At 64.3% G+C, this 11,818-nt stretch carries 12 protein-coding genes and 2 pseudogenes; 3 read left to right on the plus strand and 11 right to left on the minus strand.

From position 1 onward, the window contains the following. Positions 1-150: 150 nt before the first annotated feature. The 4 genes and pseudogenes from JDV09_RS25860 to JDV09_RS27080 form a co-directional block, all read right to left on the minus strand. Entirely contained in the window at positions 151-483 is a 333-nt protein-coding gene (locus tag JDV09_RS25860) for a type II toxin-antitoxin system RelE/ParE family toxin (protein ID WP_221371991.1), read from the minus strand. Continuing rightward, positions 480-719 (minus strand): type II toxin-antitoxin system ParD family antitoxin, encoded by a 240-nt coding sequence (locus tag JDV09_RS25865; protein WP_221371992.1) that lies wholly within the window; start codon positions 717-719, stop codon positions 480-482. The genes JDV09_RS25860 and JDV09_RS25865 overlap by 4 nt, the downstream gene beginning before the upstream one ends. 502 nt (positions 720-1,221) lie before the next feature. Next, complete coding sequence (locus JDV09_RS27075) at positions 1,222-1,440, minus strand: MmyB family transcriptional regulator (RefSeq protein WP_308124252.1); 219 nt, start codon at positions 1,438-1,440, stop codon at positions 1,222-1,224. Beyond that, a pseudogene (locus tag JDV09_RS27080) lies at positions 1,439-1,618 on the minus strand (transcriptional regulator); the annotation flags it as partial. The gene JDV09_RS27075 and the pseudogene JDV09_RS27080, both read right to left, overlap by 2 nt. 138 nt (positions 1,619-1,756) lie before the next feature. Between JDV09_RS27080 and JDV09_RS25875 the strand changes: the two are divergent. Together JDV09_RS25875 and JDV09_RS25880 are read left to right on the plus strand one after the other, a co-directional pair. Further along, positions 1,757-2,671: an alpha/beta hydrolase family protein gene (locus JDV09_RS25875; RefSeq protein WP_221371993.1), complete on the plus strand. Its 915-nt coding sequence runs from the start codon at positions 1,757-1,759 to the stop codon at positions 2,669-2,671. Between the two features lie 533 nt (positions 2,672-3,204). Continuing rightward, positions 3,205-3,798, plus strand: a complete 594-nt coding sequence (locus JDV09_RS25880) for a hypothetical protein (RefSeq protein ID WP_221371994.1) — start codon at positions 3,205-3,207, stop codon at positions 3,796-3,798. A 116-nt stretch (positions 3,799-3,914) separates the two neighbouring features. Here the strand turns inward: JDV09_RS25880 and JDV09_RS25885 are convergent, their stop codons facing one another. The 3 genes and pseudogenes from JDV09_RS25885 to JDV09_RS25895 form a co-directional block, all read right to left on the minus strand. Continuing rightward, positions 3,915-4,262, minus strand: coding sequence for a type II toxin-antitoxin system PemK/MazF family toxin (locus JDV09_RS25885; RefSeq protein WP_221371995.1), 348 nt, complete (start codon positions 4,260-4,262; stop codon positions 3,915-3,917). After that, positions 4,259-4,522 (minus strand): annotated as a pseudogene (locus JDV09_RS25890) (type II toxin-antitoxin system antitoxin MazE5); the annotation flags it as partial. The gene JDV09_RS25885 and the pseudogene JDV09_RS25890, both read right to left, overlap by 4 nt. Before the next feature lie 105 nt (positions 4,523-4,627). Further along, on the minus strand, positions 4,628-5,062 hold the full coding sequence (locus JDV09_RS25895; RefSeq protein ID WP_221372002.1) for a CBS domain-containing protein: 435 nt from the start codon (positions 5,060-5,062) through the stop codon (positions 4,628-4,630). A 232-nt stretch (positions 5,063-5,294) separates the two neighbouring features. Here JDV09_RS25895 and JDV09_RS25900 point away from each other — a divergent pair, with 232 nt between their 5' ends. After that, a complete protein-coding gene (locus tag JDV09_RS25900; protein ID WP_221371997.1) occupies positions 5,295-7,385 on the plus strand; it encodes an adenosylcobalamin-dependent ribonucleoside-diphosphate reductase in 2,091 nt (696 codons plus the stop codon). Between the two features lie 28 nt (positions 7,386-7,413). Here the strand turns inward: JDV09_RS25900 and JDV09_RS25905 are convergent, their stop codons facing one another. From JDV09_RS25905 to JDV09_RS25920, 4 genes are all read right to left on the minus strand, one after another. Next, positions 7,414-8,745, minus strand: coding sequence for a phosphoribosyltransferase family protein (locus JDV09_RS25905; RefSeq protein ID WP_221371998.1), 1,332 nt, complete (start codon positions 8,743-8,745; stop codon positions 7,414-7,416). 131 nt (positions 8,746-8,876) lie between these two features. Then, positions 8,877-10,010: a CapA family protein gene (locus JDV09_RS25910; protein WP_221371999.1), complete on the minus strand. Its 1,134-nt coding sequence runs from the start codon at positions 10,008-10,010 to the stop codon at positions 8,877-8,879. Positions 10,011-10,076: 66 nt separating this feature from the next. Beyond that, positions 10,077-10,367 carry a hypothetical protein gene (locus JDV09_RS25915; protein WP_221372000.1) on the minus strand — a complete coding sequence of 97 codons (291 nt, stop codon included), beginning with the start codon at positions 10,365-10,367 and terminating at the stop codon, positions 10,077-10,079. 817 nt (positions 10,368-11,184) lie between these two features. Beyond that, positions 11,185-11,499, minus strand: a complete 315-nt coding sequence (locus JDV09_RS25920) for a hypothetical protein (RefSeq protein WP_221372001.1) — start codon at positions 11,497-11,499, stop codon at positions 11,185-11,187. Positions 11,500-11,818 lie beyond the last annotated feature (319 nt).

The following is an 11,818-nucleotide window of genomic DNA, read 5'->3' on the forward strand; positions in this document are numbered from 1 at the left end:
AATCGAATCCGGACCCACCCGGCCCTCACAGAAATTCGCCGTCGACCGCAGCAGATCCGCCTGAGCAGGCGTCCGTCCCAACGTCACCCACTCATTCAACTCAACCAGCGGCGATCAGCCGGTCACCGCCGCGCAAAAAACACCATCCACCTAGTCTTGGTCCTGGTCGAGATCGCGCAGTAGTTCCGGGATGTCGCGGCGCTGATGCAGGACACGCAGCACGTCGATGTGATCGGCGCGCTCCAGGTACAGGACCACGTACGGGAAGCGCCCCAGTGCCCTGCCCCGCAGGCCAGGTATGTCGAGTTCGAAGCCGTAACGGGGTGAGCCGATCCCGGGGTGTTCTGCGATCAGGCGGTAGGCGGCCTGCAGCGCGTCGACCAGGTCGAAGGCCGCCACTGTCTGCTCGCCGAGGTAGCGGTCGATCGCGTGCTCGACATCACTGACCGCCATGGTGCGCGGGATGACCGGCTTGATCGTCACCAGGTGTGCTGTTGGCGGATACGGGCGCGCAGGCCGTCGAAGTAGGCGTCATCGGCGGGGCCCGCCGGTGGTGAGGCCGCCCCCTCGAGCGCCAGCAGTCGCAGCGCCGAACGATCCTGGTCCTTGCGGATCAGCTCGCGGATGTACTCGCTGCTGGTGCCGTACCCGCCCTGCGCGACCTGCTGCTCCACGAACGCCTTGAGGGAGTCGGGGAGCGAGATGTTCATGGTGCCCATGGGGCGACGCTAGCACCAATGGCAAAAATTGCCAAAGGGGTCCGTTGTCCGCAAACAGCAGATCGACGTCCTCGCGTGCGCCGCACGAGTGTTACCTCGAACAAGTCCGGCAACCAACGCCGGGCGTGACTTGCTACGAAGAGGCGAGAGGTCGGTCGTGGGAAAACCGCCATCCCGCCTACGGGTAAGCGGCGCGATTCTGTCGGTGTTGACGCCGTCAACACGTTTCGCTGTCTCCGCAGGTCAGTTGGGCGCAGTCCCGCGTGTTTTCGACGCATCGATCTGTGGAGTCTCCGTAGGTAGAAGGTGGTTTTTGGGCTATCTATCAAAGTGTTCGAATCCCCTTAGCTCCACTTTTGAACACCCCAACCTCCGTGGCGTTCCGCTTCGCTTTTGGACAATCCCGGGCTACATGCAGCCCTCGCCGTCGCGTAGCTCATTCTCATTGGTTTCGCGCCACGGGTCAGATCGGTGCAGAAGCGCTCGCTCGCGATGGCTTCCTCTATTCGGCCGCGGTCGTCGGGGTGTCGCGGTCGCTATGGGTTCGGTCGGCTGCCGGTTGTTCGCTTGCGCTCCAACTGCCCATGATCTGCAGGGCCTGCTCGGCGGACGATTGTGGCATTGCGGTGTACCCGATCAAGCACAGTCCGGGGACTGCGGTGACGGCGAGGATGTTGTATGTGAGCGTCAACTCGCCGAACTCAGGATGTCGGAACCCCAACGTTTCCGCGTTCGATCTGGGTGTAGTACTCGGTACTCACCCCGGCGAGTTGTGCCGCCTCCTCACGCCGCAAGCCGGGAACTCGGCGTCGTACCCCGGGGCTGAGCCCAACTTGGTCAGGAGTGATTCTGGCCCGACGGCTCATCAGGAACTCTCTGATGTCCTTCGCGATGTCCACTCTCCAACAGTAGGAAAGACCATGACTCCGGGGGAGGGGTTGCGGGTACCCCCTATAAGCAGCGTCTGCCTCTCAACACGGCCAGCCCGTAGCGTCGGAGTGAAGGCAGATTCGTCTACGAGAAGCGAGGTCATCAAGATGCCCGACGACGAAGCACAGGCAGCATTCGACAATTTCGTCCAGTTGTGGACTACCGGCACGACGGCCGGCCGCCGCGCACCGGTCCTCCGCCGTCCCGACGAGGCCGGTTTGGCGTACGACGACGTCGTCTTTCCGTCGATGGACGGCGTGCCGCTCGAAGGCTGGTTCATACCGGCAGACTCAAACAAGCTGATCATCCACAACCACTTCCTGCCGGGAAACCGCTACGGATACCCAGGTCATCTTCCCGAGTTCGGCGGCCTGGGCGGATTTGAGGTCAACTTCCTTCCCGAGTACAAGGCGCTGCACGACGCGGGCTACAACATCCTGGCCTACGACATGCGAAACCACGGGATGAGCGGCCAGGGGAACGGCGGCATCGCCGGAATCGGCCTCACCGAGTACCGCGACGTCATCGGCTCGCTTCGCTACGCGGCCAGCCGTCCCGACACCAAGAGCATGAAGAAGGCGCTGCTATCGGTATGTCTCGGCGCGGACTCGACCGCCGTGGCCTGGTCCAAGCACTCAGAGGAGTTCTCCGAGATCCAGGCCATGGTCATGCTGCAACCCGTGTCTGGCAAGTACATCGTCGAGGAGTTCGTCAAGGCAATCGGCATGGAGGACGGGTACGCGAAGTTCGACAAGGCCGTGCACGAACGCACCGGCTTTCACCTGTCCGAACAATCGCCCCTGGAGCATGTGAAGGCCGTGACTGTCCCAACCCTGGTCGCCCAGGTCCACGACGACACCATGACCCGACCACAGGACGTCCAGGACATCTACGACGCCATTCCCGTCGCAGAAAAGAGTCTGTACTGGATCGAGGGAACCGAGCGCCGATTCGACGGCTATAACTTCTTCGGAGTTCACCCCGAAGTCCCGATCGAGTGGTTCGACAAGCACGTCAACTGAAGGGCGCACAGTCCGGTTCGGGGACCGCGCGGTGAGGGAGAGAGTGGTCCTACGGTGATGTCTTCATCGGTGCAAGAACTAGATCCCACCTGGTCTGCGACGGAGTTGGACATCTCGTAGCCGGAGCGCCGTGGCGACGGTCGTGTGGGAAACACCGGTCGTTCAGAAAGCGTTTGGAAGGGGTTTCGAGCTATCTTGTCCGGACAAACGCGGTCGAGGTGGTGACGTGGCAATCCGTTCGGGCTCCTGGCGTCCAGACTGCGCGGAGGGTCGTGACCGGCCACTCAGGCACAGCCCCGATCGCGATCTCGTGGCGGTCGCCCAGCGAGAATTGTTCGGAACTTTCGAGTTGGACTGTCCGGGGTTCCGGTGGACACGTGACGTAAGGCTCTTGAACTGTTGTTGGGCGTCAATAGCGTGGGGCGTATGGCGACCCAATTATGGAGATATTCAACACCTCCGGGCGGGACGGCGATGCGCAATCCCCGCCAAGCGCCGGTCGACAATCGAGAACCGTCGGGGAGCAAGAAATCATGAGGACGTTCCTGATTGCCGTTCTCTTGTCGAGCTTGGTGGCCGTCGTCGGTTGCCAGACGAACCTGTCACCTGCGGTGTCGGCTCAGACCCCGGCGCCGGCCCAGCCCGCCCCCGCGCCAACGACTTCTGCGCCACCACCGGGCATGGTGCCCTACACCAATCCCGTCTACCACTGGTCCATCACCTACCCCAGCAGTTACACCATCGACGCCTCCGAACCGGAATGGATCAAGCTCAGGGCCTACAACCCGCCGAGAGAGATCGGCGTCCATTCGTTTCAGGCCGAAATGTTCAACTCCCTCGATGAGATGGTCGATTGGATGTTGGACGATGACCAGCGCTATTTCGAAGCGAAGGGATTGAACATGGTGGTGATCTCCCGCCGCCCGATCACCCTGCCCAACGATGTCGCTGCCATCGACGTTGTCAAGGAAATGCAGCCTGGGGGCAAGTCACGGGACATCTATGTGCTTATTGGCCAGTGGGCCTATTTGCTGAGCGCCGAAACCTATGTCGAATTCTGGAATGAGTCAGAGGCGAATTTCGACCAGATCATCAACTCCTTCGTCGTGGAGGCGACGGTCGCCTGATTCCTCATGTTCGGGCCCGGTTGGGGTGGGTAGCGGGCGGTCGCGCCGAAAATGGAGCGCCGGGTTTGATTCCCCTCAACTCCACTTTTCGGACACGTAGGTTCGAAGGTCGAACCTCAGCCGCGGCTTCGCCGTTCCGCGGGGCAGTCCACCGCAACTGCGAGAGCCGAGCAGATGTCGTGCATCCGTGTCTCCGCGAGTCTGCCAAGCCGACTCACCAACACCCCGACCGAGACGCTTTCGACAGCGTCCATATTCACTGCGGATCGGCGCGGAATCGGGTCGGAATCGGGTTCGAGAACAACTTCGCTGGCCAACCCGCGGATAGTCGTTGTGCAGGGTGCGACGAGTGCCCGCTTCAGCCGAGGAATGGCCGCATCGCGGGAGAGTACAACAACTGGGCGCCTTCCGATTTCGGCCATTTCGCACCACCACACCTCGCCTCGCGCGGGAGGTGTGCTCACGAGTCTCCAGCTGCGCGCCGCCACGACGCGAGGTCGCCCCATTCGTCGGGCTCATCGATGGGGTGTTCGTCGTAGGCGGCGTAACTTGCATCCACCTCGGCTGATCGGTGGCGATCGAGTAGTGCGCGGAGGGCCTCGTCGATGAGTGCGGCGTCGGTGGCTCCGGTTTGCAGGTTGCGAGCGCTATTCAGTAACCCGGCGTCGACGGTAGTGCTGAGCCGTATGCGATTCATGCCACAACTATGCCACGCTGAACCCCTGGTGATCACCGAGAATCCGCCGGTGCCACGATCAGAACGGCGGTGTCCCGAGGAACAGCACCCGGCGCCGGCGGTGCCGCGACGCCGGATCAGGTGTTTGTGAGATCAATGACTGGTGAGCGCACCGGGCGAGCAGATGGCCCTGATGAACTCGACGATCTGGTGCTCGGGCAGATGCCGTGCGATATCGGCCTCACTGACGATGCCGACCATGCGGTGGTTCTCGATGACGGGCAGCCGACGTACCTGATGCTCTTCCATGATGTTGAGCATTTCCCGGATGTCGGCGTCACCGTTGACGTGGTAGGTGTGCCCTTGCGCCAACTCACCGGCGGTGGTCGTGGCGGCATCCTTGCCGGCGGCAAGGCACTTAACGACGATGTCGCGATCTGTGATCATTCCGTGTAAGCGATCGTCGTCGCCACAGATCGGCAACGCGCCGACCCCCAGATCGCGCATATGCTGAGCTGCGGCGGCCACGGTTTCGTGCTGACCCACACAGGTCGCACCGGCATGCATGATGTCTCGGGCAGTAGTCATGATGGTCTCCTCGTCATCAGGTGGTTCCTCCGCCACCGAGAAATGTAAGGCGATTCGCTCAGCGATCATTAGGGCCATTGGACCTCGGTCGTGGCGCCTCGGGGTGCCGGGAACCTTTGATCACGTGGACCGATGCCGTGCTGCCCCTGCCGTCCACGCGCCGGATGCGGGCACATCGAGTTCCTCGAACGAAGTGGATGTCTCATGTGGGTGAAGATCGCAGACTGAGGCGGTGAACCGAACGGCGACGACCCGATGGCCCGCGGAGGTCCGGCGCCGGGATGGGACCTTGGTGCCGTTCGACGTCACGCGAATAGAAGCCGCGGTGGTGCGGGCGGCCCGGGAGGTGGCTTACGACGACCCGGATATGCCGGGCACCGTGGCCGGGATCGTCGCCGACGCGTTGGGACCTGGGGTTGCCCCGGTCGAGAGAATCCAAGACTCCATCGAGGCCAGGCTCGGTGAAGCCGGTCTCGACGAGGTAGCCCGTGCCTACATCATCTATCGGCAGCGGCGCGCCGAGCTGCGGACGGCCAAGGCATTGCTCGGGGTGCGTGATGAGTTGAAGCTGAGCCTGGCCGCCGTGACGGTACTGCGGGACCGGTATCTGCTGCACGATGAGCAGGGCCGACCGACCGAGTCGACCGGCGAGATGATGGACCGGGCGGCCCGCTGGGTCGCGGCGGCCGAAGACGAGTACCGCCCCGGCACGTCGGCGCAATGGGCCGAGCGATTCTCGTCGATGTTGCACACGCTGGAATTCTTGCCGAATTCGCCGACCCTGATGAATGCCGGCACCGACCTCGGGCTGCTCGCCGGCTGTTTCGTTCTGCCCGTCGAGGATTCGCTGCGCTCGATCTTCGCGACTCTCGGCCAGGCCGCCGAGATTCAGCGGGCCGGGGGCGGCACCGGATACTCGTTCGGCCACCTGCGGCCCGCCGGTGATCGGGTGGCCACCACGGGCGGCACGGCCAGCGGCCCGGTGTCATTCCTGCGGCTCTACGACACCGCCGCGGGTGTCGTCTCGATGGGCGGTCGTCGCCGGGGCGCTTGCATGGCGGTGCTCGACGTGTCGCACCCGGATGTCTACGACTTCGTCACCACCAAGGCCAGATCACCCGATGAGCTGACGCACTTCAACCTGTCGGTCGGGGTCACCGACGCGTTCCTGCGCGCCGTTGAGCGCGGCGGCACGCACCGCCTGGTCAACCCGCGCACGGGCAGGACCGTCGCGCGGATGCCGGCCGCAGAGCTGTTCGACGCCGTCTGCGAAGCCGCGCATACCTGTGGCGATCCCGGGCTGGTGTTCCTCGACACGATCAATCGGGCCAACCCGGTGCCGGCGCTCGGCCGCATCGAGGCGACCAACCCGTGCGGGGAGGTTCCGCTGCTGCCGTACGAGTCCTGCAATCTCGGCTCGATCAACTTGGCCCGGATGACCACAGACGGCCGTGTCGACTGGGACCGGCTATGCGAGGTCGTCGGGGTGGCGGTGCGCTTCCTCGACGATGTCATCGATGTCAGCCGGTACCCGTTTCCTGAGCTGGGCGAGGCGGTGGGCTCCACCCGCAAGATCGGGTTGGGAGTCATGGGTTTGGCGGAGCTACTTGCCACACTGGGGATTCCGTACGACAGCGAGGAAGCGCTGCGGTTGGTCGCGAACGTCATGCGTCGCATTCAGCACGCGGCGCACGTGGCGTCGGCAAGGCTTGGTGAAGAACGTGGCTCATTTCCCGCGTTCGCCGACAGCCGGTTTGCGCGTTCGGGCCCACGGCGTAACGCCCAGGTCACCTCCGTCGCCCCGACGGGGACGATTTCGCTGATCGCCGGCACGACCGCCGGGATCGAACCGATGTTCGCCATCGCCTTCACGCGCGCCATCGTCGGCAGGCAGCTGCTGGAGGTCAATCCGTGCTTTGACCGGCTAGCCCGCGATCGGGGTTTCTACAGCGACGAGCTGCTCGCCGAGATCGCGCAGCGCGGGGGAGTCCGTGGTTGTCCACGGTTGCCCGCCGAGGTGCGGGCGGCGTTCCCGATCGCAGCCGAGATCTCGCCGGAGTGGCACGTGCGTATGCAGGCGGTCGTGCAGCGCCACGTCGACGCGGCCGTCTCCAAGACGGTCAACTTGCCTGCGACCGCAACCGTCGACGACGTCCGCGACGTCTACTTGGCCGCCTGGAAGGCGAAGGTCAAGGGCATCACGGTGTATCGCTACGGGAGCCGCGAAGGCCAAGTGTTGTCTTACGCCGCACCGGAACCGGTGCCGGCCCGCGTCGATGCGGCGTTCAGCGGTGGCTGCGTCGGGCGAAGCTGCGAGTTCTGAGGGAGGGGCCCGCCACGGTGTGGCCGGCCTACTTGTTCGCCACCGCCTGGCACAAGTGATGGATGAACCACTCGCGTGCCAGCTCGGCGACCTGTTCAAGGGTGCCCGGTTCCTCGAAAAGGTGCGTCGCACCGGGGACCACAGCCAGTTCGCACTGTCCGGGTATCAGCGCCTGCGCTTGTCGGTTCAGTTCGAGGACCATGGAGTCGTGGCCACCCACGATCAGCAAGGTCGGCGTCACAACCTTCGCCAGCGCGCGCCCCGCGAGATCGGGCCGACCGCCGCGGGACACGACCGCCCCCACCGTCACCCGGGGATCGGCGGCCGCGACCAGAGCCGCGCCCGCGCCCGTGCTCGCACCGAAGTAGCCGATCGGCAGCGACGCGGTGTCGGGCTGCGTGGCCAGCCAGCCGGTGATGGCGACGAGTCGCGAGGCCAGCAGCTCGATGTCGAAAACATTGGCGCGGTTGCGTTCTTCGTCGGGTGTGAGCAAGTCGAACAGCAGCGTGGCGAACCCCGCCGCGTTCAAGACCTCTGCGACGTACCGATTGCGCGGACTGTGCCGGCTGCTTCCGCTGCCGTGCGCGAAAACCACAATGCCTCTTGGCTTCTCGGGGATGGTCAGGTGCCCGGCGACAGACACCGGGCCGGCAACCACCTGGATTTCCTCATCGCGTACCGGCGGGTCCGCCGCGGCGTTGTCCCCGTCGGCCTCGGCGATGTCGTTCCGGGCGCGATCGAGGAGCGCGACCACTTCGTCGTCGGAGGTCTGGGTGAAGTTGCGGTAGCCCTGGCCGACGGCGTGGAAATACGTCGGCGCCTGCAAGCACACCACCTCGTCGGCGTATCCGGCGAACCTCTCCGCGATGTCGTCGGGGCCGATGGGGACCGCCAGCACAACCCGGCTCGCCCCGTGCGCGCGGGCGACCTGGCATGCCGCCCTGGCCGTCGCGCCGGTCGCGATGCCGTCGTCGACGATCACGGCGGTCCGCCCCGTCAACGAGATCCTGTCGCGCCCGGAGCGGAAGCGTTCCGCGCGGCGTCGGAGTTCGATTTGCTGCTGGCGTTCGACCGCGTCCATGTCCTCCTCGTCGAGGTGCGCCGCGCGGACGATTTCTTCGTTGAGCACCCGCACGCCGTCCTCGCCGATTGCGCCGAATGCCAATTCGGGCTGGAACGGCACGCCGAGTTTGCGCACGACGAGAACGTCCAGTGGCGCCTGCAGAATGTCGGCAACCTCGAATGCCACCGGCACCCCGCCGCGGGGCAGGCCCAGGACAACGACGTCTTGGCCCCGCAGATTCTTCAAGCGCTGGGCCAATCGGCGTCCAGCATCGACACGATCGGCAAACCGCTCCATGAGGACAGAGTGCCGAGGGTGACGACGCCTGTATACGGGATTTGGTCCTTAGATTTCATTGGCCGACGGTCACCCGCGCTGGTCGGTGACACCCGCCTCACCGCCGTCCGACAGTCCCCCGGCGATGGACATCATCGGGAGACCTCCAGCAGGTTGTCGGATCGGACGACGACGCGAATCCCGAATCGGCGGCTGACGTGCTCCATGGTCTTTCGTAGCCATTCGGAATCTGGGTGGGATACACGTTCGAGTCGCATCTGCCGCACGCGCAGTGGAATCATCTGCAGCGAAATCAGTTCAGAGCTGGCGGGATCAATGGACGCCAAGTACAGCAGTCGGAGGTCGCTGCGGAAGGATTCGTGCCCGCCGATGCCCTCGTAGTCATCGAGGACATCGCCGCAGCCATACAGGATGGGTCGGCCGCGGTAGATCTCGATCGGGCGGGGATGGTGTGAGGAGTGTCCGTGAACCATGTCGACGCCGGCGTCGATGAGTCGGTGGGCGAACGCGACGTCGCTTGGCGCTATCGCATAGCCCCAGTTGGATCCCCAGTGCACCGAGACGATTGCGATATCGCCGTCGCGCCGGTGCGCCAGTAGCTGTGACGCCACGTCGTCGGCGGCGTCACGCTCCGACGGATCCCAGATGAACCAGACACCGGCTCGGTCGCGGTGTGCGGCCCACGATTCGGGAACCCCGGCCGATTTCATTGCCACCGAGCCGATCAGGATTCGACGTTTGTCGTCGACAGCTATCACCGCTGGGCGGCGGGCGGCGGCCAGGTCGAGTCCGGCTCCCGCGCCGTGGATTCCCGCTTGAGCGAGGGTCGCGAGCGTGTCGTTCAGCCCCTGGTAGCCGAAATCGAGGATGTGGTTGTTGGCCAGCGCGCACACGTCGGGCCGCAAGGCCGTCAGCGCGGGCACGTTATCCGGGTGCATCCGATAGCACACCGGCTTGCGGTCTGCGAAGTCGCCGCTGACCGTGATCGTGGTCTCCAGGTTGATCAGGCGAACGTCGGGAGCGACATCGTCGAGGAGCGCCGGCACTTCGCCCCATGGCCACTGCCAATCCACGGGACTGGGAATCGGTCCGTTCGCGCGCTCGGCCAGGCGGACGTATCCTCGCGCGTCGGTCATAACCGGCTCGCGAAGTTCCGGATCGCCGGGATGGGCCAGGATCTGATCGACACCACGGCCGAGCATGACGTCCCCGCCCAGCAGCACCGTTACCATGTCGGAATCGCCGGCCCCACGGTCGCCAGCCATGTCAGGTCCTGAGTCCGCAGCCATGGAATCGAGCCGGTACCGGTGTGTCTATTGATCCCGGAAAGATCAGTCCGCGGGTTGCTGTCCGTCAGCTAGTCGGACCACATATGTGTGGTCGTCGGGGTGGTACTCAACCGTGCCGCCCTCGACAACCATCCCGACCAACGTGTCGCCGGCCTGGAAGAAGTAGGTGTTCTCCTCATCGCGCATGGAATCGAGGTGGCAACCGGGCACTATGACGACTTTGCGGTGTGGGTCGCAGGTAAGCACCTCAATCCTCGCCCTACTCTTGTCCGCGTTCACTACCGCCTGCCCATTGTGGTGCGGCTGGTGTCGCTTTATCGCGTGCTCCGCCATTTGTGTTGTCCTCTCTGGAAAGCACCGATTGCTGCGAGCATATGGATGATCCGAAGTGTCGCTTAGCGCCAACCGCGTGGCCAGGGCCGAACGTCCTCAAGTTCACATCCACCGGCGGCTCTTTGCAGGAACCATTGCGGAGCCGGTCTGCCGGCCAGGTGTTGATCACATGCTCCGTCGACACCCATCGATGCCGGGCGACGGCGGTGCCGTAGCGGATGTTGTCGAGATGCGGCATGGCGTGCGAATCGGCCACTCGCCCACCGCCGCGGATCTCAATGTGTGGCGTGGTGGCTCTGCAGCTTTTCCGGGACCGGGCTGCAGCGTTGACGCCGTCAACCCCGTGCGCGTCTCCGCAGGTCATTTCGCGTACTTTGGCGTCGTGTCGCCTCGGTGGTCTCCGCGTTTCCCCTGGTCAACACGCTTTCAAGCCAGCTCGAATCCCTTAGCTCCACAAACACCCCAGGTCAGCGGGCATTTTCACGTCAGCCGCCGCGGCGCCGTCAACATCATCGTCAACGAGCGGGAACTCTTGTGGGTATGGCCTCGATCAAGACGGTCAGGGGCGACGTGACGTGACGTAGATGTGTACGCCGTCGGGACTGATCGCCATGTCCTCCGCGCCAATCCCGACGGTGAGCACGTGGAACGGCGCACCGGCACAAGGGCCACCGCGACGTCGCCGTCATCGAGCCGCACCCTGGCCTGAGGCGACTGTCGGGACTCGTCTGGACCTGAACACTCGCACCCCGGGAAGCCCTGGGTTAGCCTCCCGGCCAGGGTGATGGTGAATGCGCCGATGTGGTTGGGGGCGTCGTTAAATGTCCGGGATCGTCTGACTGACGTATGTGTCCCAGCTGGCGACCGGATTGTCTGGATCGGCCATGAGGGCCTGCATCTCGGGGTCCGCCATCATGGCGTCCTGGATCTTGCCGTAACTCGTCCAATCCGGACAGGTGGAGAGCACGGCCATCGTTCCGGTGGCGGTGCCCGCCACCATGTTCACCATCGCGGTGACGTTCTCAGCGCCGTGTTTCCGGGCGAGATCGTTTCCTTGCTTGATTTTCTTTTGAAGGTCTTCCCACTTGGCACCTGGCTTCGGGTGAAGAGCCGTGACCGCAACGACAGTCATCTTGGACCTCCTGGTGTGTTGGCGCTAACGCCACTGGTGTTAGCGGTCGTCTGGCCAGGCACCGCGAGGTCAGGCGGCAAGCAGATTTTAACGCTGAAAGGGGCGGTCTAGTACTGCAGCCGTAGATCGGGGCTGACGAGTTTCGGCGTGTCTGCGCTGGTCAGGGCGGTGACCGCGGCATCGTTCGATGTTTGTGAAGACAATTGAATTGGCCGCGGTCACCGCGGTTCATAGCGTAGACCCTGACCGGTGGCAGACCGAGTACTCGGCGATGATCGATCGGATCGCGCCGCGCTTCGCCCGCTACGAACCGTTGCGC

The sequence above is a fragment of the Mycolicibacterium xanthum genome, from assembly GCF_019710635.1.
Taxonomy (GTDB): Bacteria; Actinomycetota; Actinomycetes; order Mycobacteriales; family Mycobacteriaceae; genus Mycobacterium; species Mycobacterium xanthum.